The organism is Ferrovibrio sp. (assembly GCF_041906005.1).
Taxonomy (GTDB): domain Bacteria; phylum Pseudomonadota; class Alphaproteobacteria; order Ferrovibrionales; family Ferrovibrionaceae; genus Ferrovibrio.
On the sequence record NZ_JAYRJY010000004.1, the window covers coordinates 1 to 21,155 of the forward strand.

Sequence of the window (21,155 nt, forward strand, 5' to 3'; positions counted from 1 at the left end):
ATTTCCAGCTTCATGTCGCCCTTGGTCGTCGAGATGGTGCAGTGTTTCAGGCTCTTGATCTTTTCGGGTGAGAGATCGTGCACCTTGAGGTCGCCGCGGGACATGGTCTTCTATTCCTTTCAGGACAGTCCGCCACCCCTTTGGGGCAGCCTTTGGAGCCGAAGCATTGCCGGTGGGCAATTGGATAATGCCGGGCCTATCTATGGCGATTGGCGCCTCAATTCAACTGCCCAATTCAACTACCCAATTCAACTACGCTGAGCGAGGTCGACGGCGAATTTGGCGAAGATCTCGTTGAGCCCGGCATTGAGAGCGTGGACGGCATCATCGATATTGGGCCCGCTCGCATCCTTGGCAACCTCATAGATGCCCGAGGCGACGATGGCGTCGGTGGATTTGTCGATCAGCGCCAATTCCAGAGCGATGCTGCCGCCGTTCTTGGCGCCGTCCAGCTGCTCCAGCCGCTTGATGCGGCCTTCGACCCGGAATTGCGCATTGACGCGCAATTCGCTGGGCACCACATCGCCGGCCGCCTTGGCCGCGCGCAGATAGGCTACCAGCTGATCGCGCAGCATGGCCGGGGGCGGGTCGGTCCAATAGGCATAATTGCGCTGCTCGAGCTTCATGCCGTTGTCCTTGGTGAACAGCAGCGGCCGTTCGCCCATGACGCCCTCGGCCTGGAACAGCGGAATCTCGACCACGCCATCGATCGGCTTTTCGACCACCGCCGGCTCGGCGCTGGCGATGAGGCGGAAATACTGCTCCTTGGGCACCGGCGGGGCGGAACCGAAGCAGCCGCTCAAGGAAAGAGCGAGGCCCAGGACCAGGGCCGCGCGCGAAAACATCTTCAGGCTCATTGTTCGTCCCCGCTGCTGGGCTTCAGGCCCTTATCCGCTTCCGGATTGCTGCCCGAAAGCAGCAGGCCCGGATTCTGCCGGATAAGGCGGCTGAACTCGTTCATGTTGCGTGTGGTTCCGTCGAGATTGTTGGTGATCGAATCGATGTTCTGCGCCACCGCGCGCAGGATGTATTCGAGATCGGCCACGGATTTGTCGACGCCTTTGCGGTTGTCGGCGACCATGCCCTTGATCTCGTCGGCCACCGCGGTGATGCGGGTGCCCAGCGACTTCAGGTCCTCGCTTGCTACCTCGGCATTGGCCGTCGCCTTCTCGATATGCGAAAGCGAGTTGTCGATGGCGCCGATATTCTTGTCGGAGAGCAGCTTGTCGACCTTGGCCATCTCGGCATTGATCTGGGTGGTGAAGGTCTCGACATTGCTGACGATGGTCGGCGTCTTGTTGTTCACTTCGCTGGCGATGGAATTCAGCGATCCCATCAGCTGCTGCAGATTGGTTTCGGTCGTGTTGCCGATGCGGTCGATGATCTCGCCGATGCGGGCGACCAGGGGTTTGAGCGAGGATTTGGAAAGATCGCCGATCTCGCCGGCCACCTGGGCCATCAGCGAGAACATGTCAGCAGCCTGGCCACCGGCGATCTCGCCGCCCGGCGCGATGGTGCTGGCGGCCAAGCCGCCATTGATCTCCAGCGTCTTGCCGGCGAGGAAGCTCGAAGCGGCGACGCGGGCGATGGAATCCTGCCGGAATTTCCAGCCTTCCTTCACGGCGATGTGGAGGCGGAAGCGGTACTTGCCGTCGTTATATTCCGGCGTGATCTCCTCCACCTGGCCGATGGGGAAGCCGGCAAAGCGCACGACGGTACCGTATTTGACGTCGGTCACATCGTCGAGCACGACCGAATAGCTGTCGGTGGGTCCGGTCCGGCCGGCCAGCATGGACAGGCTGACCACCAGGGCCACGATCATCGCGGACACAAAAATGCCGACGGCCGTGTAATTGAGGAAGTGATTACGCATGGGTCTTCAATCTCCCGGAAATCTCAATCGCCGGCAAGGCGGCGCAAATATTCGGTTGGATCTATCTCGGCCTGCTCGGACCGGCGGTGCAGCAGGTTCTGCACCCGTTCATTGGTCGAATTTCTGACGGCATCGACCCGGTCCGAGATCAGGATATGGCCCTTGTCGAGGATGGTGATGCGGTCGGCGATCTTATAGGCGCTCTCGACGTCGTGGCTCACCACCACGACCGAGATGTCCATGGCATCGCGTAATTTGAGAATGAGGTCGTCGAGGGCCGAGGAAACGACGGGATCGAGGCCGGAGGACGGTTCGTCGAGAAAAATGAGCTTGGGGTCCATGACGATGGCGCGCGCGATCGAGGCGCGCTTCATCATGCCGCCCGATAGATCGGCCGGCATCAGATGGCCGAAACCGGAGAGGTTGCACACCTCCAGCTTCATATTGGCCATGATGTCCATGGTCCGCTCTTCAAGGTCGGTGAGTTCGCGCAAGGGCAGCTTGACGTTCTCGGCGACACTCATCGAGGAAAAGAGGGCGCCGAACTGAAAGGCGACGCCGATGCGGCGCTTGAGATCGAGCAGCTGCATGCGCGAAAGCGCACCCATGTCCTTGCCGAGCAGCTTGATCTTGCCGGGCAGCGGCGGCATCAGGCCGACCAGATGACGCAAAAGCGTGGTCTTGCCGGAGCCGGACCCGCCCATGATCACCATGATCTCGCCTTCGCGCACGTCGAGATTGATGTCGAAGAGGACCTGGCGCGCGCCGAAGGACCAGTCGAGCTTGTCGACCTCGATCACTTTCTTGCGCGCGGCGATCTCCTCGGCGCTGGGGCGGTTGGCCTGGTTGACGGCTTCGGCTGAGAGGGCTTGGTTCGTCATGGGCTATTGCGTCGTCATATAGGCGAAGATCATGTCGGCAACGACGATGAGCGTGATGGAAATGACCACCGAGCGCGTCGTCACCTTGCCGACCCCTTCGGCGCCGCCCTGCACCATCGACCCGTTCACCACGCCGACAAGCGCGATGATGATGCCAAAAAGCGTCGCCTTGCCCAGGCCATGCCAGATGTCGCCGGTCTTCAGCACATCGATCGTATCGTTGAGATAGGCACCGAAAGATTGGTTGAGTTCGGCCGACACATAGAGGCCGGCGGCGAGGATGGAGACAAGATTGGCCCACATGGCCAAGCACGGCATCATCAGCACCAGGGCGATGAGCACCGGTGAAACAAGGAAGCGCACCGGATTGATGCCCATGACCTGCAGCGCATCGACTTCCTGGTTGATGCTCATGGTCGCAAGCTTGGCGGCGATGGCGGAGCCGGAACGGCCGGCGATGAGAATGCCCATGATCATCGGGCTGAATTCGCGCACGACGGAAAGGGCGATGCCGATATAGGCGTAATGCTCGGCACCAAAAAGGCCGAGGGAATAGAGGCTCTGGATCGCCAGCATCAGGCCGATGGTGGCGGCGAGCAATGTGGCGATGGGCAGGGCCGCGACACCGAACTGCATCATGCCAGCGAAGGTCGCGGTGATGCGTACCGGCTGGCGATAGCGCCAGCCTGTCACAGTCCAGTAGATCGCCTCGAAGAAGATCGCCGCGGCATAGCCCATCTCGTCGAGCCCGGCGATGGTGCGCCGGCCGATGCTCTCGAAGATTTTGGCGGGGATCTTGGCGGGATTGGCCATCTGTTGCGATCTCGCTTAACGATTTCCCGTCACGGCCGCGCTGCCAGCGCTGCGGCGACGTCGGCATGGATGGCAAAGACCTTGTCGAGGCGTGCCAGTTCCAGCACGCGCAGGGCGCGCGGGCTCACTGAGACCAGCGACAGCTCGTTCTTCTGCTTCCGGGCGACCTGCAACCCTTCGACCAGGCTGGCGATGCCGGAGGAATCGATATAGGTGACGGCGGAGAGGTCGATGAGCAGGTCTTTCTTCTGCTTCAGGTTGGCAAGCAGGGCCTTCCGCACCTCGCTGGCGTTTTCGAGATCGATTTCCCCTTCCAGGGCAATCACGATCTTACCTTGTTCTTCCTTGATGCTGGCCACCGACATCCCCTATTTCCCACCCTTGCTGCCCGTCGCATTGTCGCCCGTTGCTTCGCTACCGGTCGCATCGTCAACTGCCGCTTCGTCAACCGCCGTATCGTCAACCGCTGGGCGGCGCCGTTTGACAAGTTCCAGCAGGTTCCCCTCGCCATCCGGCAGGGGGATGAAGCTGGCATCGTCCATGATGGCCCGGATGAAATGCGTCCCCAATCCACCGGGTCTGAGCTCGTCGAGCGGCCTAGGTTCTATCTTACCGGTATCGACGCGTGGTGCAAAATCGCGCAAACGGAGCATGATTCCGTCCGGCAGACGATGCACCGCCAGTGTGATTTCGCCCTTTGCCTGCCCGCCATAGGCGTGAACCATGATGTTCTCGATGGCCTCGCCGGCCGCCAGGACCAGATCCTGTATCTCGTCCTCGGCGAACTGGCAGGCCTTGGCGGCGGCCTCCAGGGCCGGGCGCATCAGTTTGAGACGGCTGGGATCGGCCGGAAAGGAGAGGCCGAACAGGAAATCGCCTTCCGCCGGCACCGCCATTTCGGTCGGGTGCTCCCGGTTCCAGGATTTGCCGGCCGATTGGTCGTCGATGGCGAGCAGGGTCAGATCGTCCTTGGCGTGCCACCCGCCCTGGTCGAGTTCCGCCAGCACCATATCGAGGCGCTGCCGCAGGGTGCCGCCATGGGCGTATTCAAGGAGCTGGTTGAGCCCGTCGACGCCCAATTCCTCCTCGCCATAGCGGAACTCGGTCAAGCCGTCGGAAAAGGCGACGAAGAGCCCGCCATTGAGGTTGATCTCATGATCGACGAAATGCGTCTCGCGCAGGATGCCGAGCGGCGGCGCTTCCGGCATGACCGTCTCGTAGAGATGGTCGGGGAATTTGATGAGCGGCGGCAGATGCCCGGCATTAGCAAAGCGCAGCAGGCCGGTCGAGGGCTCATAGAGGCCGGCCACCATGGTCACGAACATGCCGCGGCTGGTCGTTTCGCAGATCTCGCGGTTGAGGATGGAAAGAAGCCGCGCCGGATCGCGGATGGTCTTGCCGAGGCAGCGGAACAGGCTTGCGGTCTTTGCCATCAACAGGGCGGCGTTCATGCCCTTCCCCGACACATCGCCGAGCGCAAAGGCGATGGTCCCGTCGGGGAGTTCGAAATAGTCATAGAAATCGCCGGAAACCTCGCGGATCGGGCGATTGATGCCGCAGATCGGCAGGTCGTCATCTTCGCCGGGGAGCAGGCTGCGCTGGATTTCCGAGGCCAGTTCCAATTCGCGCTTGATGCGTTCCTGTTCCAGCAACTGGTCGGCGAGGCGCGCGTTCGAAATGGCCAGGGCCGCTGCATTGGCCATGACCTGCAGCATGTTGGCGTCCTGGCCGGCTTCCCCGTCGAAGGGCTTGCCGGACCGTTTGTTGAGGACCTGCACCGCGCCGATGAGCTTTTCACCCACCCGCATCGGGGCGCAGAGGATCGAGCGCGTGATGAATCCGGTACGCTGGTCGGCGGCCTTGAAGAAGTTCTTGTCCTCATAGGCGTTCTCGACCACCAGCAGCCGGTCCTCGGCCACCGCGCGGCCGACGATGCCCTGGCCCATGGGGACCTGGAGCCCGTCGATCTTGACCGGGCCGACGCTGGCCCGGCAGACCAGCATGGTCCCGCTCTCGTCGAGCAGGAACAGGGAGCCGGCCTCGGTTTCCAGCAGCTGGATGATGCTGGAAAGCGCCTGTCCCACGGTCGCGTCGACATTGAGCGAGGCGGCAAAGGATCGGGCGAGGCTGGCCGCAAAATTAAGTGCGCCGGTATCGGTCTCGGAACTGCTCATCCCGCCCATGCCCCGTTGACCGGCGGAAATGCCATGCTGATCATCAAACTGCCTATACTGTCGCCGAACCGGCGGAATTTCTTGTGGCCGGCACTCTAGCCCGCGCCCTTCGACCGCAGCAACAGCGCCGCCCCGGCAAAGTGGCCCGGATGAGAGGGCCGTCACACTGTTTGCAAGACGCTTCCCATTTCCATGACGCTTCCGATCCAGGCCGGGATGTGTATGCTGGCCCCATGGAAGGGCACCGCCAGAGTGCCAGATGTTCAAGAAGCTGACGGTTGGGGGGAAACGGCGGCATGGCAGCCAAGCTCCATGATCCGGGATCGGTACCGCAGGAATCAGCATCACCGGGGGCCGGTCTCGCTTTCGTCGTGGCCGACGATCATCCCATGGTGCGTGACGCTCTGGCCTCGGCCCTGAAAGGGGCCTTTCCGGATGCCAGGATCGGCTTTGCCGGGACCCTCGCGGAAACCCAGGCGGCGATCGACGCGGCGCCGGACACCGATCTGGTCATTCTCGATCTCGATATGCCGGGCATGCTGGGGCTCGCCGGTCTTGCCGCCCTGCGCGCCCAGCATCCATCGCTGCCCATCGCCATCGTTTCGGCCACCACCAATTCGGCGGCCATGCGCCAGGCGGTGGAAATGGGGGCGGCCGGCTTCATTCCCAAGCTCGCCGCCGCCGACCGGTTCCTCGATGCCGTGCGGGCCATTCTGGCCGGTGCCGTCTCCCTGCCCGACGAGGCCAAGGACGAGGCGCTGGCCAGCCGCGACCGCGATCTGGCACAGCGTGCCGCGCAGCTGACGCCGCAGCAGCACCGCGTGCTGTCGCTGCTCGCCGAAGGCATGCCCAACAAGCTCATCGCCTATGAAATGCAGATCAGCGAACCGACGGTGAAGGCCCATGTCACGGAAATTCTCCGTAAACTGGGCGTTACCTCGCGCACCCAGGCGGTGATCCTGGCGCAGCGCCTGTCGCTGGAACCGGTCACGAAGCCCTTGCCGGCCGCGACGGAAGAATAATCAGCCGGCGGCAGCGCCGACGCGGTCGCGGATTTCCGTGAGCTGGTCGCGCAGGGCAATAATCTCGGCGATCGGTTCGCCGATCGCCTCGGCGAGGCGCTTGGGGATCCCCTCGGCCTTGGCCCGCAAGGCGCGGCCGGCCTCAGTTAACATCACGCGCACCTGCCGTTCGTCGCCGCTGTCGCGGATGCGGGTGACGAGGCCGGCGGCATCCAGCCGCTTCAGGAGCGGGGTCAGGGTCCCGGAATCGAGCTGCAGCCGGGCGCCGATCTCCTTCACCGTCACGTCATCCTCCTCCCACAGCACCAGCATGACCAGGTATTGGGGATAAGTGAGGTCGAGCGGCGCCAACAGGGGCTTATAGGCCCGGGTGAAGGCATGGCTGGTCGAATAGAGCGCGAAGCAAAGCTGCTTGGAGAGGCGCAGCATGTCTTTGTCATCAGCTTGCTTCATGTCCGGTCCTTGATCCTGTGCCTCCCTAATCTAATTCCCCGCACCGGCGCAGGGAATAGCTTGTGTAAAATTAAATTGCGCAATTCAGGTATGCGGATCGTACATGCAAAATTAAATTGTGCGCAATCGAATTTGTGCCAATATCCCCCTCATCGGCGGCGGGCAATCCAGCCCAGCCGGGGAGCCCGAAAGAAGACAGGGCAGAGGAAAGGAAGCAGATCATGAGCGTCAATGTTCTCTACCGCACCAAGGCGACGGCAACCGGCGGCCGCGACGGCAAGGCTTCGACGGCGGACGGCACCTTTGCCGTGACCCTCGCGACACCCAAGGAGCTGGGCGGCGCCGGCGGTCCCGGCAACAACCCGGAACAGCTCTTCGCCGCCGGCTATTCGGCCTGCTTCATCGGCGCGATGAAGTTCGTCGGCGGCCAGGAAAAGATCAAAGTGCCGGCCGATGCCAGCATCACCGCCGAAGTGGGCATCGGCCCGCGCTCGGAAGGCGGCTTCGGCCTCACTGTGTCACTCGACATCTCGCTGCCCGGTCTCGATAAGGCGACCGCGCTGGCGCTGGTCGAAAAGGCACACCAGGTTTGCCCGTACTCGAATGCCACGCGCGGCAATATCGATGTGAAGCTCAATGTGATTTAAGGCGGCGCACTCCTAATCGTCATCCTCCGCGAAGGCGGAGGACCCACGAGTTGTTTTCTTAATCGGCATAGAAACTCGTGGGTGGTCCGCCGACGCGGACCATGACGATTGGGTGCGATTAATTACCCCCGCCGCGTCTGCGCTTCCTGCGCCGCTTTGAGATTGGCGCGGATGAAGTCGCGGGCATGGGCGGCGAGATCGCTGCTGTCTTCCCAGAGATTGCGCCAGATGGCGAGAATGCCGGAAAGCTGCTTGTTGACCACGGTCGATGAGAAGCTCTCGAAGGTGATCGGGCCTTTGTAGCCGGCACGCGCGAGGCCGCGGAAGATCTTGTCGAAATCCACCGTGCCGGCGCCGAGATAGCCACGATTCGATTCACCGATATGGAAATAGCCCAGATGTTCGCCGGTGGCGACGATGGCCTGCTCGATATCGGCTTCCTCGATGTTCATGTGATAGGTGTCGAGATGCACCTTCACATTGGGTGCGCCGATGCGCTTGCAGAAATCGACCGCCTGCGCCGCCGTGTTGAGGACATTGCTCTCATAGCGGTTGACCACTTCAAGCCCGATGGTGATGTGGCTCTTCGCTGCCTCGGCGCAAATCCGGCGCAGGATTTCGGCCGAGTTTTCCTTGCCCCGCTCGGTGGTGGGGTCGGCGTATTTCATGAAGCCGGAATAAAGAATACCGCACATATGCGTAGCACCCATGTCGCGGGTGACGCCGAGCGCATCGCGCAGCAGCTTCTCGCCACGCTGGATCTTGTCCGGGTCCTCGCTGGAGATATCGGCGCTGCCGTCGAGGCCCAACGAGACGGTGATGCCGAGACCGTTGGCTTCGGCGACCCGCCGGGTATAAGCGGGGTCGATGGTGGTGGGGTCGAGGGCCGGGATTTCGATGATGTCGTAACCCAGGGCCGCCGTGCGCTCGATTGCCCGGCTCGCCTCGGCATGGCTCCAGCCGCCGACCCAGACCAGGGCATGGACGCCGATCTTGTTCATTTCACCATCTCCCCTCGAATCCACAGATTTGCTGGTAACGCCGTGATGGGAAACTAAGCACCCCGTTTGGGCCTGACCAGCCACTATCGCGATTTGCGTAATTTTCTTTCGCCTTTGGGCCGAGATTGGCCAGTTTCGATTTCGAGCTATCTCGCTTTCGCAATGTTGCAATGCGAAAGAAATATTGAAAATCGCACACCATCAGCCATATAGTCGCTACTGCAGTGCAGCAATCGGCGACTTCAGAAACGCCGGAGCACGGGAGGAAGATATCCACGCTTTTAGGAGGTCTTCCATGTGGCCCTATACCGACGATGAAAATGTCTGGCTCACCGAAAAGCCGGCATCCCGGGTGAAAACCCCTACCTTTGACGCCGACCTGCCGGGCTATTACCGGCCTGAAACGGCACTTGCCGACAGCATCGACTATCATCGCCAGCGGGCGCATGAATTGCGCAACGAAGCGATCGGCCATTTCTTCGGTGGCATCGCCGGCGAAGCGGCCGTGATGTTCCGCCAGCTCGGTCAATTGACCAGTGGCCATCATGGCAAGGTCGAGGCAGCGATCAACGAATTGCGGAAGTCCGCGACCCCGCGCAGTGCCTAAGGGATTGGGCGCTTAAGCAATTGGGCGCTTAAGCTACCGAACGCTGCGAGCGCTGAGCGATCAGCGCGCGCAGCCGTGCTGGCTTCACCGGCTTGTGGAGCACGTCGAGACTCAAGGCCTTGGCGCGCGCCATGACGATCGGATCGCGGTTGGCGGTGATGAGGACCGCCGGCAGCGCATCGCCCCAGGCATCGCGCAATTTGGAAATCTCCGTGATGCCGTCCGGCTGGTCGTCGCCCAGATGAAGATCGATCAGTAGCAGGTCCGGCGGGCCATCGCGCCCGGCCGACGCTGTCAGGGCCAGATCCGCACTGGCGGCGGTAATGACATCGCACCCCCAGCTTTTCAGCAGCACATCCATGCCTTCCCGCACCTGCTCCTCGTCATCGACGCAGATGACGAAGGGCGCCCGCTCCATCGTCTGGGCGCCGGCGTGATCGGGCTGCGAATCCTTGAGGCTGGCAAGATCGGCCGCCGCCAGCGGCAGGTCGATGCTGAAGGCGGCTCCCTTGCCCGGCGCCGACACCAGGCCCCGCTTGTGCCCCAGCATGCGCGCGATGCGATCGACGATGGCAAGGCCCAGCCCTAAGCCCCTTTCGCCACCGACGCTGGCGGGCTTCAGGCGGATGAATTCCTGGTAGATGTTGTTCTGCTGGTGCGTAGCGATGCCGGGGCCATTGTCGCAGACTTCGATGCGGATCATGTTGCCGACGCGACGGCAGCCCATCAGCACGCGTGGCCGCGCACCTTCTCCCCGGCCGTAACGGATGGCGTTGGACAGATAGTTCTGCAGGACGCGGCGCAGCAGCGCCGGGTCGGTCGTGACCCAGGCCTTGGCAGGTACGATGCGCAGCGTCATGCCGTTGCGCTCGGCCAAGGGCGCGAAGGCATCGGCCAGGGATTGCAGCAGCGGACCCAAGGGGATGCTGCGCGGTTCCGGCTTGATGGCGCCGGCATCGAGCTTGGCGATGTCGAGGAGCGCGTCGAGCAGCGCTTCGACCGAAGAAAGACCCAGATCGACCTTGGCCACCAGTTCGTCGGCGACATGACGTTCGGCAAGCGCCGCGACGAAGAGGCGCGCCGCGTGCAGCGGCTGCAGCAGATCGTGGCTCGCCGCGGCGATGAAGCGGGTTTTGTCGATATTGGCTTCCTCGGCCCGGGCGCGCGCCGTTTCCAGTTCGGCCGTCCGGGTGGCGACACGGCGCTCCAGGCTTTCATTGGCGATGCGCAAGGCTTCCTCGGCCCGGCGCCGCTCGGTGATGTCGACATAGAGCAGGAAGAAGCCCAGCACATGGCCGCTTTCGTCGAAATGCGGGATATAGGTGCCGCGCGCCACCTCGATCTTGGCGTCGTTGGTGGGGAAGTCGATCTCGAAGACCTGCACATTGCCGGCGAGAACGGCATCGATATGCGGCTTCAATTGCTGATAGCGCGCCTCGCCCAGGACCTCGCGCACATGGCGACCCTCGGTCGCGGCGGCGCCATCCTTCAGCGAGGCCTTGTAGGAGCGGTTGGTGAAGCGATAGGTCTCGTCGCGGTCGATATAGGCGATGAGCACCGGCACATTGTCGGTGACGATGCGGGTGCGCCGCTCGCTGTCGCGGAGCGCTTCTGCTGCGCGCACGCGGGCCGTCACGTCATTGGCGGTGACGATGACACCGCCGCCCGCCAGCGGGTCGACGCGCAGTTCCGTGACCGAGCCGTCGCCGAGCTTGATTTCGCGCAGTGCCACCGGTGCATTTTCGAGCGCTGCCGCCAGCGAAGGGATGTGCGCCGGCAATGTCGCGATGTTGACGCCGACGGCCAGCAGGTCCCGTTCCAACCCGCTGAGGATTGCGAAACGGTCGTTCCAGACTTCGAGCTTCCCCGTCGCGTCGAAGACCGCGAGGCCCAGTCCCATATGATCGAGCGTGCGGCGCAGCAGATCGGCGTTGTAGCGGATGGCGGCTGTCGCCTCGTCGAGCATTTCGCGGATCGAGCCCGGCATCCACAGGCCCTTGCGCCGCGCCGTCGTCACCACGACGCGTGCCGAGGCGGCGCCGATGGTGCCGGAGAGCAGCCGCTCGGTGAATTCGACCGCGGCGGCGCCGGAGAGATTGAGCTCGCCGAAGGCTTCGTCGGCGCGTTCCGGCCCGATGAAGCGCGCCGCCAGCTCCTTCAACTGGTCCAGTTCCGTGCGTGCCTGCGAAACGGGCCTGCTGCGATTTCGCTCGTCGTCGTCGCCGCAGAAGGCCGCCGCCTGTTGCCGGTCGCGCGCCATCGGCTTGGCCAGCAGCGAGCCCACCACCAGCAAGGCGACATTCACAACCATCGCCACCACAAAGCCGCGCAGCAGCGGGTCGAACCAGACCAGGGGCCCGATCGGCGGCAGCGTCGAGGCTTCATGCGGCTGGATGGTCGGCCACAGGATCGCCCAGAACCAGACGGCGAAGCCGCCGAGCAGGCCGGCGATGACGCCATAACGATGCGCGCGCCGCCAATAGAGACCGATGAGCAGCGGCGGCGCGAAGTTCGCAACCGCGCAGAAGGAGATGAGCCCGATCGTCACCAGCGGCAACAGGCCCGCGATGGTGCGGTAATAGGCATAGGCCGCGAGCAGGATGACGATGACGGCGAGGCGCCGGACCAGCAGCCCCAGCTGGCCGAGATTGGCTCCTTCCTCCTGCCGGCGCCGCAGCAGCCAGGGCATTACAAGCTCGTTGCCAACCATGCCTGAGAGCGCCATGCAGGCCACCGCCACCATGCTGGTGGCGGCGGAAAGACCGCCGAGGAAGATGAAGGCGGTGAGCCAGTCCGCGCCAGCCGATTGCGGCAAGGTGAGAACGAAGAAATCGGGCACATGGCTGGCATCCAGGCGGGCCAGGCCCGCCATCGCGATCGGCACCACGAAGATATTGATGGCGACGAGGTAGATCGGAAACATCCAACGCGCGGTCAACAGGCTCCTGGGGTGGTCGTGTTCGACCACGGCGACATGGAACTGGCGCGGCAGGCAGAGAAAGGCAAAGCCGGAAAGGACGGTGAGCGCCAGCCAGTTGGCGTCGATCTCGGGATTGAGGATGTGGCTGGCCGCGGGCAGGCTCCTGGCTTCGGCGAGCAGGGCGCTGGGGCCATCAAAGACGGACCAGACGATGAAGATGCCGCCGGCGAGCAGGGCGCAGAGCTTGACCAGGCTTTCCAGTGCGATGGCCAGCATCATGCCGCGATGCTGTTCGCTGGCCTCGACATGGCGCACGCCGAACAGGATGGTGAAGGCCGCCATCATCAAGGTGATGATGAGGGCGGTGTCCTGCCAGATCGGCACATGCAAGGTGCCGCTGCCGGCAAACTCCCCGGCGCCGACCTTGCCGGACAGCGCTTCGAAACTGAACGAGACCGCCTGCAGTTGCAGCGCTATATAGGGCATGGCGCCGACCACGGCGATCAGGGTGGCAATGACGGCGACGGCGCGCGAGCGGCCATAGCGGGCGCCCAGGATATCGGCGATCGAGGTGACGTTCTGTTGCTTCGCAAGTGCAACAATGCGCGCCATCACCGGCCAGGCGAGGATGATGACGAGGGCCGGTCCCACATAGATGAGCGCAAAATCCAGCCCATTGGTGACGGCACGGCCGACGGAACCGTAAAAAGTCCAGGATGTGCAATAGATCGCCAGCGACAAAGCGTAGATCAGCGGACCCAGCTTGCCGCGCGACCAGTTCGCAGCCTTCCGTTCGCCGGCATGGGCGATCAGGAAGAGCAGGCCGAGATAGGCCAGCGACAGAAGAAGTGTTAGGCTGCTTTGCGACATTTCCAACAATTAATGCATGGGCTTAAGCGGACTGTCCATTGGGCCAAGGTCGCCCATACCAAAGTCTGGGGTCCATTCGATCCCACGAGGGCTTAAGAGCGAACCTGGACTTTGGTGCACAGATGTCTGTCGCGCGTTTCGAGTCGAAGAAACGCGGCGGGCGCATCGAAGACGAACAGCAGGGCTCGCAAGTGAAGCCGGGAAATCGGCACCGGGTCGTAACTTTTATGGGGAGAATGCAGCATGTCAGCAGTCGCTGAATCGGCTGGTCGGGCGGGGAAGGAACCGTCGGACGTCAAGACGGTGGTCTTTGCCTCGTCTCTTGGTACCGTGTTCGAATGGTACGATTTCTATCTTTATGGCTCACTCGCTGCGATCATCTCGAAGCAGTTCTTCTCGGGCGTCAACCCGACAGCGGCCTTCATCTTCGCGTTGATGGCCTTTGCCGCCGGCTTCGCCGTACGTCCCTTCGGCGCCGTCTTCTTCGGTCGCCTCGGCGATATGGTGGGACGCAAATATACCTTCCTGATCACCATCTCGATCATGGGTATCTCGACCTTCATCGTCGGCTTGTTGCCAAGCTATGCCTCGATCGGCATCGCAGCACCCATCATCCTGGTCGGCCTCCGGCTGCTGCAGGGTCTGGCGCTGGGTGGTGAGTATGGCGGTGCCGCGACCTATGTCGCCGAGCATGCGCCGGCCGGCAAGCGCGGCCTGCACACCAGTTGGATCCAGACCACGGCGACCTTGGGCCTGTTCCTGTCGCTGCTGGTGATCCTCGGCACCCGCACCATTATCGGCGAAGAAGAATTCGCCGCCTGGGGCTGGCGCGTGCCGTTCCTCATCTCGCTGCTGCTGCTGCTGATCTCCGTCTGGATCCGCTTGAAGCTCAGCGAATCGCCGACCTTCCAGAAGATGAAGGAAGAAGGCAAGGGCTCGAAGGCGCCGCTGACCGAAAGCTTCGGCAAGTGGAGCAACCTCAAGATCGTGCTGCTCGCTTTGTTCGGCCTGACCGCCGGGCAGGCCGTGGTGTGGTATACGGGCCAGTTCTACGCGCTCTTCTTCCTCACCCAGAGCCTCAAGGTCGATGCGACCACGGCGAATCTGTTGATCGCCGTCTCGCTCGCCATCGGCACGCCGGGCTTCATCCTGTTCGGCTGGCTCTCCGACAAGATCGGCCGCAAGCGCATCATCATGGCGGGCTGTGCCCTGGCCGTGCTGACCTACTTCCCGGTCTTCAAGGCGATCACCCACTACGCGAACCCGGCTCTTGAAGCGGCACAAGCTTCCGCGCCGGTGACCGTCGTGGCCGATCCGGCGAGCTGCTCGTTCCAGTTCAACCCGGTCGGCACGTCGAAGTTCTTGACCTCTTGCGATATCGCCAAGAGCTTCCTCGCCAAGGGTTCGGTGAACTATGCCAATGAAGCCGCCCCGGCCGGTACCGTGGCGCAGATCAAGATCGGCGACACGGTCATTGACAGCTTCGAAGGCAAGGGTCTGCCGGCTGAGGAAATGAAGGCCAAGACCGAAGCCTTCACGGCGGCCATGACGGCAGCGGTGGCGGCGGCGGGCTATCCGGCCAAGGCCGACCCGGCCCAGATCAACCATGTGATGACCACGCTGCTGCTGGTCTATCTGGTGATCCTGGTGACCATGGTCTACGGCCCGATCGCGGCCATGCTGGTCGAACTGTTCCCGACCCGCATCCGCTACACCTCGATGTCGCTGCCCTATCACATCGGCAATGGCTGGTTCGGCGGCTTCCTGCCGACGGTCAGCTTCGCCATGGTGGCGGCGCAGGGCGACATCTATTACGGCCTCTGGTATCCGATCGCCATCGCGGCGATGACCTTCGTGGTTGGCATCTTCTTCATCCACGAAACCAAGGATCACCGCATGGAAGTCTGGTGAGAAATCACCGGAACTAAGTTCCCCCTCCGGGCCCTGCCGCAAGGCGGAGCCCTCTTCTTTTCCGGTGTGCCCTGCCGCAAGGCAGGGCCCTCTCCTTTTCCGGCGCACTCCGCCGCAAGCAGCCTTTGCCTACTTCTTGAAAAGGCCGTTGAGAGTCCCGGAATCAAGCGCCCCCTCGCTGAGCGCGGCCGAATTGCCCTCAGCCAGGAAAGCCGATGCGGCGGCGGCAGCGCGGCCATAGGCGACCTTGGAAAGGCCGGCACCGGCACTGAGGCGCCGCACGCCGAGCGCAGCGAGCTCGGCCGCCGATGGAAGTCCCGGCCAGGCCAGCACATTGAGCGGCCGGTCGATGCCGGCAGCCACCGTCTTGATTTCATCCGCGGCAACGATGGCGGGCACGAAAATGCCGCTGGCGCCGGCATCGCGGTAGATTTTCGCCCGGCGCAGCGATTCCGCGACACGTTCCGCCGGCGGTACCAATTGACGCAGATAGACGTCGACGCGGGCATTGATGAACAGGTCGATGCCGAGGCGCTGGCCGGCCTCCCGTGCCGCGCTGATCTTGGCGGCGAGCAGATCCGGCGGGTTCGAGCCATCTTCGATATTCATGCCGATGGCGCCGGCATCGGCCACCTGTGCCACCGCCTCGGCCACTTCCGCCGCATCGCGGCCGAAGCCGCTTTCCATGTCGACGGTGAGCGGCACGGTGATGGCGCGGGCGATGAGGCGGATGGCGTGGACGAGTTCGGATAGCGGCACCGCATCGCCGTCGGGATAGCCGAGGCCCCAGGCAAAACCTGCACTGGTGGTGGCGATGGCGGTGGCGCCGAGGCTTTCGATCAGCCGCGCCGAACCGGCGTCCCAGGCATTGGCGAGTTTGAGAATCTCGGGGCCGCGATGCAGGGCATGGAATTGCCGCGCGGCGTCGGGTCGGATGGGCATGGAGAGACTTCCTTCTAGCGGATGGAGGTTTCGTGGGCGAGCAGCCAGCGCTTGCGGTGCAGGCCGCCACCATAGCCGGTGAGCGAGCCGTCGGAGCCTATCACCCGGTGGCAGGGCAGGACGATGCTGATTGGGTTGGCGCCGTTGGCAAGCCCGGCCGCGCGGACCGCCTTCGGCCTGCCGATGCGTGCGGCCATGTCGGCATAGGAGATGGTCTTGCCGCAGGGGATGCGGCGCAGCTCCCGCCACACCGATTGCTGGAAGTCGGTGCCGCCGGTATCGACCGGCAGGCGGTCGATGGCATGGAGATCGCCCTTGAAATAGGCGCGGAGTGCTGTGGCAAGGCCGCCCGGGTCGCGCCGCTTCGCCAGCGTATAGCCGGCCTTCCCGCAATAGCGGCCGAGCAATTGCAGCATCCGTGGCTCATGGTCCCGCCAGTCGATGGCGCGCAAGCGGCCCATGGCGTCGGCAATGATGACAAGTTTGCCGATCGGTGTCGCAATGTGGTCGATCTGGAGAGGGAGCGGTTCAGCGGATGGCATGCGCGGCATCCGCTTTCGCGGCCAGGATGGCCTCATCGGCGGCCCATAGATGCTGTGCCGCATAGGCGCGCCAGGGGCGCCAATTCTCTGCCATGCGCAGCAATTCCTGCGGTGTCGGCCGCGTTCCACCGGCCGGGGTCGCCCCTCGCAGGATGCCGATGTCGCTGGCCGGGAAGGCATCGGGTTCGCGCACGACGCGCAAGGCGATGTAATGCGCCGTCCAATCGCCGACCCCCTTGATCGCGCAGAGCTTGGCGATGGTATCGTCGATGCTGCCGGCGGCGCGGAATAGGTCGGGGTCGTGGAGCGCTGCCTCGGCCATCGCCTGCAGCGTGCGGCGGCGCGCAGACGGCATGCCGAGGCTGCCGAGATCGGCGCTGGCAACCTGGGCGGGAGTTGGGAAAGTGCGGGCAAGTCCGTCAGGGCCACCTGCCGGCGTCGGCATTGCGCTGCCGCAGATGCCGACCAGCCGAGCCGCCAATTGCCGCCCGGCCGTCACCGTCACCTGCTGGCCGAGGATGGCGCGGATGGCAAGCTCAAAGCCATCCCAGCCGCCGGGCGCGCGCAGGCCGGGCCGCGCTGCTATCAGCGGCGCCAGGCGCGAATCATGGGAAAGATGTGCTCCGATCAAGGCCACATCGGCGCCCAGGTCGAAGACCCGCCGAATACGCGCGACGATGGCGGGCAGCGCGCGCACGCAAGGAAAGCGGATGGTGGCGAGCAGGCTGTGCTGCACGCCGTCATGGGCGATCTCGACGCTGCCAAAGGCCTCGCCCATCTCGATGCTGCGTGCATAGCGATCGCCGTCCACGCGCTCGATCCCCGGAATAGCGCGGGCGGCAAGGTAGGAAAGCATGAACGGCCAGTCATATGGCGGCCGGTAGCGCAGCCTAACGATGACGCCGCTCGCAGCAACCGACCCCGCAGGCATGGCGGTCACGGCCTTGCGGCGCAGCGCACCGGGCGGCCGGTCATAAAGCTTGCGGAAGGTTTCGTTGAAGCGGCGCACGCTGCCGAAGCCGGCGGCCAGCGCCACCTCTGCCATGGGCAGGCGCGTTTCGTGGATGAGCTGCTTGGCGAAATGGATGCGTCTTGTCTGTGCCACCGCGATGGGCGACGCGCCGAGATGTTCCTGGAACAGGCGGCGCAATTGCCGATCTCCCAAGCCAAGGCGCGCTGCCAATTGCTCGACACTCGCCTCGCCGTCCAAGGCCCCTTCCGCGATCAAGGCGAGGCCGCGATTGACCGTGTTGGAGGTACCGTGCCAGGCGCCAAGTTCCGGTGCCGTTTCCGGCCGGCACCGCAGGCAGGGGCGAAAACCCGCTTCCTGTGCCGCTGCGGCGGTGGGATAGAAACGGCAATGCGCGAATTTGGCACTGGGTGCCGGGCAGATGGGCCGGCAATAGATCCCCGTCGATGTCACGCCGACAAAGAAGTGGCCATCGAAACGCGCATCGCGCGCCTTGAGGGCGCGGTAGCAGATGGCAGGATCGAGCGCCGTCGGAGAGGGGGGCCGAAGGCCCCCCTCATCCTCGGATGCGGGCGTGAGGTCGGTAAATTCCATGCCCGGATATTGCCATCCCGGGAGCGCCTGCGCTCGCGGTTTTCGGACATGGTCAGGTCCGGCAAAGATCAGTCGATGATCTCGTACGGAACCTGGATCTGCGAATTGCGCGCAAAGAGCACGCAGGTCAGGTGGTCCTTGATGCACATCCGGTTGGTTTCATTGACCGGCCCGCCACCCTTGGCGGAGCAGCGGTCATATTGGACCGGGCAGTACATATAGCGCGCCCCGCGCGCCACATCGCCGTCCATGGCGACGAGGAAGACGCCGGGCGTGCTGCCGCCCAAGGTCGCGAGATATTCCTGATAATAGGACCACACCTGCTTGGTGACCTTCAGCGTCTTGCCGGGCGGGTAGCGGAGGTCACCGGGACCAGAAGCGCAGGCGGCAATAAAGGTTGCCGCGCAAACAAGTGCCAGCAGTGATTTCCCCAGACGCGCGACAAGCATTTCATCCCCCGGTTTTTGCCCGTTATGGAGATACCGCGGAACGAATATGCAATCAATAAGTTTTGGCCGATCCTCAGGAATGCTCGCCGGAGACGCTCGCCGGCAATTTACGCACCCGTTCCCGGTACGAAATATAGATCGCACAGGCAATGAGGATGCCGACGCCGACAAAAGTCCAGCGATCAGGGAAGTCGCCGAAGAAATACCAGCCGGCGGCCACCGCCATGATCATTTCGGCATAGGCGAGCGGCGCCAGCAACGAGGCCTCGGCATGGTCATAGGCCTTCACGATCAGGAAATGGCCGAAAGTGGCGATCGCCGCCATCAGCACGAAGAGCAGCCATTGGTTCAGTGTCGGCATCTGCCAGACGAACGGGAGCGCCACGCTCATGATGACGGCGCCGACGATATTGGTATGGAATGTCGTCACCATGGCATGGGTACGGCCTGACATCTTGCGCGTCAGCAGCATGTAGATGGCGAGTGACGTGCCGGCGGCAAGCGCCATCAGCATGCCGGGGTCGAAAGCCTGGAAGCCCGGGCGAATGATGATCAGCGTGCCGACAAAGCCGATGACGACAGCGACCCAGCGGCGTATGCCGACCTTCTCGCCCAGCATGACCGGCGACAGCAGGGTGATGATCAGGGGCTGCACGAAGAAGATCGCCAGCGTGTCGGCGATGGGCAGCGTTTTGAGGGCCCAGAAGAAGAAGAACGTGGCACTGCACAAAAAGAGGCCGCGCAGTCCGTGGAGTACCGGCGGGTTGGGCGCCAATCCGCGCACCCCCACCAGGCGATAGGCCAACGGCAGGGTCAGCATCATCCCGAAGAAGAGGCGCGCCCAGACGATCTCGACCACCGGCACGCCCTGGCGGCCCAGAGTCTTGGCGCAGACATCGAGAAAGGGCAGCACTCCCATGGCGGCCAACATCAGAAAGATGCCGAGAAGGGGCTTTTGGGGATGCATACGCGTCGACATGATACCGGTTCACCTGCAATGGCCGGCGAGCCCGGTCCAGATCTGGGGGCAAGATAGCGGCGCCTGCTGCGAAGGTGTAGCGCCAAATCCGATGGCTGCCGGTGCGTGGCTTTTGATCACTGTTTCGCTTCACGTTGTCAGGAACGCGCCGCGCTTATCAAGAGTATGATTGACACAGAATGCTTGCCTTGATAGCAATTCATCCGTTCACTATGTGTTCTGGTGATGTGAAGGATGATCAAGGGACGATTTCTGGCCGGCTTGTTAATGCTTCTGGTCCTGGTCCAGCCGTTTTGCATGCGTGCCGCCATGGCGGAGGAATTCGCCTGGGAAATTCATGTTCTCAATGCGACCGAGATCGATCTTTCCGGCGGCATCGGCAAGGGCATCGCTGCGGAATTCGCCAAAGTGGTGGCGGCCAACCCGAGCCTGCGTCTGGTCCATGTCAATGTCGGCCGCGGCGGCTATCTCAAGGAGGCCTGGGCGCTCGCCGACATGATCGCGCGCAAGAAGATGGACACTTATGTGCCGGCCCCTTGCGTGGCAGCGTGCACGATTGTCGTCTCCGGCGGCGTCAATCGCTATCTGCGCGCGGGCGCGAAGCTGGGCTATGCGAATTATGAGGTGCCGCCGCAAGGCCTGCTGACGCCGGAACAATGGCAATCGCTCTACAAGAGAGTCTTTCCTGCCGATTTCATCGAGAGAGCCGTTCAGGCGAGCCTGGACAACATCTGGACGCCAAGCCCGGATGAGTTGCTGGCGGCAGGCGCCATTACCGACATTGTGAGCGGGGAGCAGTTTGCAGGCGCGCCACAGCCGCAATCGACCGGCGGCATCGAGCAGAATCTGTTGAGCCTGCGCATTTTCCGGGTGCTCAAGAAACTTGAGCCACAACAATTCGCCAAGATTGTCAAAAAGCTGGAGCAGGGCGCGGCCCAAGGCGTTCCGGTCGAGGAACTGCGCAGGGTCGGTCTTGAATGGACCAGTGCCTTGCGCGGCAAATATATTCCTTATGCCGACGACACCGCCGTCCTGGCACTCATTCAGCATGTCATCGCGGAAGCTGATGCGATTGCCGCCGTGGACAAGGCGGGCTGTGTCGCCGTCTTGAGTGGCGGCAAAGTCGACGGTGCCGAGAAGGCCATTCATTTGATTCCCACCGAAATGCGCCAGCAGGAATCCGAACTGCTGGCGGACGTCTTCGAAAGTGCGGATTCGGCGCGGCCCTTGCCGGAGCTGGTCAGGACAGACGCTCTGTTTGAGACGGTGCTGGACCGCATGGGGGCGGATGCAGCACTTCTGGATCGCGTCGCCGAGCCCGGTTTCGACCCGGAAACGGGCTGCCGCGTGGTGACTGGCCTTTATCGGCAAGCGCTCGCCCTGCCGCCGGCAGAGAGCGCTGCCCTGCTCAAATCCTGGTATCTGCAATAATCGGGCGCTGCCCAGCCCCTTCCACCCACCCCGTCAATCGTCTAAGAAAGCCGCGCCCCTGGCCTCCGGGCTGGGC

The 21,155-nt window shown here is 63.3% G+C and carries 19 protein-coding genes; 5 read left to right on the top strand and 14 right to left on the bottom strand.

The genetic code is table 11. From position 1 onward, the window contains the following. Positions 1-248: 248 nt before the first annotated feature. Genes ACE3OO_RS19530 through ACE3OO_RS19555 form a run of 6 tightly spaced genes read right to left on the bottom strand, consistent with a single transcriptional unit; the run spans position 249 to position 5,906 of the window. Positions 249-857, bottom strand: coding sequence for an ABC-type transport auxiliary lipoprotein family protein (locus ACE3OO_RS19530; RefSeq protein ID WP_374305612.1), 609 nt, complete (start codon positions 855-857; stop codon positions 249-251). Further along, complete coding sequence (locus ACE3OO_RS19535) at positions 854-1,873, bottom strand: MlaD family protein (RefSeq protein WP_374305614.1); 1,020 nt, start codon at positions 1,871-1,873, stop codon at positions 854-856. The genes ACE3OO_RS19530 and ACE3OO_RS19535 overlap by 4 nt, the downstream gene beginning before the upstream one ends. 23 nt (positions 1,874-1,896) lie before the next feature. Next, complete coding sequence (locus tag ACE3OO_RS19540; RefSeq protein WP_374305616.1) at positions 1,897-2,754, bottom strand: ABC transporter ATP-binding protein; 858 nt, start codon at positions 2,752-2,754, stop codon at positions 1,897-1,899. Positions 2,755-2,757: 3 nt separating this feature from the next. After that, the gene (locus ACE3OO_RS19545) at positions 2,758-3,567 is read right to left on the bottom strand and encodes an MlaE family ABC transporter permease (RefSeq protein ID WP_374305618.1); all 810 of its coding nucleotides are present in this window, start codon (positions 3,565-3,567) and stop codon (positions 2,758-2,760) included. A gap of 29 nt (positions 3,568-3,596) precedes the next feature. Then, the gene (locus ACE3OO_RS19550) at positions 3,597-3,932 is read right to left on the bottom strand and encodes an STAS domain-containing protein (protein WP_374305620.1); all 336 of its coding nucleotides are present in this window, start codon (positions 3,930-3,932) and stop codon (positions 3,597-3,599) included. 3 nt (positions 3,933-3,935) lie between these two features. Then, complete coding sequence (locus ACE3OO_RS19555; RefSeq protein WP_374305622.1) at positions 3,936-5,906, bottom strand: SpoIIE family protein phosphatase; 1,971 nt, start codon at positions 5,904-5,906, stop codon at positions 3,936-3,938. Positions 5,907-6,037: 131 nt separating this feature from the next. Between ACE3OO_RS19555 and ACE3OO_RS19560 the strand changes: the two genes are divergently transcribed. Continuing rightward, positions 6,038-6,763 carry a response regulator transcription factor gene (locus ACE3OO_RS19560; protein ID WP_374305624.1) on the top strand — a complete coding sequence of 242 codons (726 nt, stop codon included), beginning with the start codon at positions 6,038-6,040 and terminating at the stop codon, positions 6,761-6,763. Here the strand turns inward: ACE3OO_RS19560 and ACE3OO_RS19565 are convergent, their stop codons facing one another. Then, entirely contained in the window at positions 6,764-7,216 is a 453-nt protein-coding gene (locus tag ACE3OO_RS19565; RefSeq protein WP_374305626.1) for a MarR family winged helix-turn-helix transcriptional regulator, read from the bottom strand. A 221-nt stretch (positions 7,217-7,437) separates the two neighbouring features. Between ACE3OO_RS19565 and ACE3OO_RS19570 the strand changes: the two genes are divergently transcribed. Beyond that, complete coding sequence (locus ACE3OO_RS19570; protein WP_374305628.1) at positions 7,438-7,863, top strand: organic hydroperoxide resistance protein; 426 nt, start codon at positions 7,438-7,440, stop codon at positions 7,861-7,863. Positions 7,864-7,985: 122 nt separating this feature from the next. On the opposite strand, the gene ACE3OO_RS19575 is transcribed toward ACE3OO_RS19570, so the two are convergent. Further along, on the bottom strand, positions 7,986-8,864 hold the full coding sequence (locus tag ACE3OO_RS19575) for a sugar phosphate isomerase/epimerase family protein (RefSeq protein ID WP_374305630.1): 879 nt from the start codon (positions 8,862-8,864) through the stop codon (positions 7,986-7,988). Between the two features lie 295 nt (positions 8,865-9,159). On the opposite strand from ACE3OO_RS19575, the gene ACE3OO_RS19580 reads away from it, so the two are divergent. Continuing rightward, entirely contained in the window at positions 9,160-9,471 is a 312-nt protein-coding gene (locus ACE3OO_RS19580; RefSeq protein ID WP_374305632.1) for a hypothetical protein, read from the top strand. Positions 9,472-9,499: 28 nt separating this feature from the next. On the opposite strand, the gene ACE3OO_RS19585 is transcribed toward ACE3OO_RS19580, so the two are convergent. Next, positions 9,500-13,261, bottom strand: a complete 3,762-nt coding sequence (locus ACE3OO_RS19585) for a PAS domain-containing protein (RefSeq protein ID WP_374305634.1) — start codon at positions 13,259-13,261, stop codon at positions 9,500-9,502. Between the two features lie 243 nt (positions 13,262-13,504). On the opposite strand from ACE3OO_RS19585, the gene ACE3OO_RS19590 reads away from it, so the two are divergent. Next, positions 13,505-15,172: an MFS transporter gene (locus tag ACE3OO_RS19590; protein WP_374305636.1), complete on the top strand. Its 1,668-nt coding sequence runs from the start codon at positions 13,505-13,507 to the stop codon at positions 15,170-15,172. 129 nt (positions 15,173-15,301) lie between these two features. On the opposite strand, the gene ACE3OO_RS19595 is transcribed toward ACE3OO_RS19590, so the two are convergent. From ACE3OO_RS19595 to ACE3OO_RS19615, 5 genes are all read right to left on the bottom strand, one after another. Beyond that, positions 15,302-16,114, bottom strand: coding sequence for an isocitrate lyase/phosphoenolpyruvate mutase family protein (locus ACE3OO_RS19595; protein ID WP_374305638.1), 813 nt, complete (start codon positions 16,112-16,114; stop codon positions 15,302-15,304). Positions 16,115-16,128: 14 nt separating this feature from the next. Beyond that, positions 16,129-16,656 carry a methylated-DNA--[protein]-cysteine S-methyltransferase gene (gene ogt / locus ACE3OO_RS19600; protein WP_374305640.1) on the bottom strand — a complete coding sequence of 176 codons (528 nt, stop codon included), beginning with the start codon at positions 16,654-16,656 and terminating at the stop codon, positions 16,129-16,131. After that, a complete protein-coding gene (locus tag ACE3OO_RS19605; RefSeq protein ID WP_374305642.1) occupies positions 16,643-18,220 on the bottom strand; it encodes a DNA-3-methyladenine glycosylase 2 family protein in 1,578 nt (525 codons plus the stop codon). The genes ogt and ACE3OO_RS19605 overlap by 14 nt, the downstream gene beginning before the upstream one ends. Before the next feature lie 68 nt (positions 18,221-18,288). Next, on the bottom strand, positions 18,289-18,669 hold the full coding sequence (locus ACE3OO_RS19610; RefSeq protein ID WP_374305644.1) for a hypothetical protein: 381 nt from the start codon (positions 18,667-18,669) through the stop codon (positions 18,289-18,291). A 73-nt stretch (positions 18,670-18,742) separates the two neighbouring features. Continuing rightward, complete coding sequence (locus tag ACE3OO_RS19615; protein ID WP_374305647.1) at positions 18,743-19,648, bottom strand: DMT family transporter; 906 nt, start codon at positions 19,646-19,648, stop codon at positions 18,743-18,745. A gap of 234 nt (positions 19,649-19,882) precedes the next feature. Between ACE3OO_RS19615 and ACE3OO_RS19620 the strand changes: the two genes are divergently transcribed. Further along, positions 19,883-21,079 carry a hypothetical protein gene (locus tag ACE3OO_RS19620; protein WP_374305649.1) on the top strand — a complete coding sequence of 399 codons (1,197 nt, stop codon included), beginning with the start codon at positions 19,883-19,885 and terminating at the stop codon, positions 21,077-21,079. The last annotated feature ends 76 nt before the right edge of the window (positions 21,080-21,155 follow it).

Coding starts and splice junctions, on each gene's coding strand:
- ACE3OO_RS19605 (WP_374305642.1), bottom strand. CDS start 18,220: ATGGAATTTACCGACCTCACGCCCGCATCCGAGGATGAGGGGGGCCTT.
- ACE3OO_RS19530 (WP_374305612.1), bottom strand. CDS start 857: ATGAGCCTGAAGATGTTTTCGCGCGCGGCCCTGGTCCTGGGCCTCGCT.
- ACE3OO_RS19560 (WP_374305624.1), top strand. CDS start 6,038: ATGGCAGCCAAGCTCCATGATCCGGGATCGGTACCGCAGGAATCAGCA.
- ACE3OO_RS19580 (WP_374305632.1), top strand. CDS start 9,160: ATGTGGCCCTATACCGACGATGAAAATGTCTGGCTCACCGAAAAGCCG.
- ACE3OO_RS19565 (WP_374305626.1), bottom strand. CDS start 7,216: ATGAAGCAAGCTGATGACAAAGACATGCTGCGCCTCTCCAAGCAGCTT.
- ACE3OO_RS19545 (WP_374305618.1), bottom strand. CDS start 3,567: ATGGCCAATCCCGCCAAGATCCCCGCCAAAATCTTCGAGAGCATCGGC.
- ogt (WP_374305640.1), bottom strand. CDS start 16,656: ATGCCATCCGCTGAACCGCTCCCTCTCCAGATCGACCACATTGCGACA.
- ACE3OO_RS19595 (WP_374305638.1), bottom strand. CDS start 16,114: ATGCCCATCCGACCCGACGCCGCGCGGCAATTCCATGCCCTGCATCGC.
- ACE3OO_RS19540 (WP_374305616.1), bottom strand. CDS start 2,754: ATGACGAACCAAGCCCTCTCAGCCGAAGCCGTCAACCAGGCCAACCGC.
- ACE3OO_RS19590 (WP_374305636.1), top strand. CDS start 13,505: ATGTCAGCAGTCGCTGAATCGGCTGGTCGGGCGGGGAAGGAACCGTCG.
- ACE3OO_RS19535 (WP_374305614.1), bottom strand. CDS start 1,873: ATGCGTAATCACTTCCTCAATTACACGGCCGTCGGCATTTTTGTGTCC.
- ACE3OO_RS19610 (WP_374305644.1), bottom strand. CDS start 18,669: ATGCTTGTCGCGCGTCTGGGGAAATCACTGCTGGCACTTGTTTGCGCG.
- ACE3OO_RS19575 (WP_374305630.1), bottom strand. CDS start 8,864: ATGAACAAGATCGGCGTCCATGCCCTGGTCTGGGTCGGCGGCTGGAGC.
- ACE3OO_RS19550 (WP_374305620.1), bottom strand. CDS start 3,932: ATGTCGGTGGCCAGCATCAAGGAAGAACAAGGTAAGATCGTGATTGCC.
- ACE3OO_RS19615 (WP_374305647.1), bottom strand. CDS start 19,648: ATGTCGACGCGTATGCATCCCCAAAAGCCCCTTCTCGGCATCTTTCTG.
- ACE3OO_RS19570 (WP_374305628.1), top strand. CDS start 7,438: ATGAGCGTCAATGTTCTCTACCGCACCAAGGCGACGGCAACCGGCGGC.
- ACE3OO_RS19585 (WP_374305634.1), bottom strand. CDS start 13,261: ATGTCGCAAAGCAGCCTAACACTTCTTCTGTCGCTGGCCTATCTCGGC.
- ACE3OO_RS19620 (WP_374305649.1), top strand. CDS start 19,883: ATGATCAAGGGACGATTTCTGGCCGGCTTGTTAATGCTTCTGGTCCTG.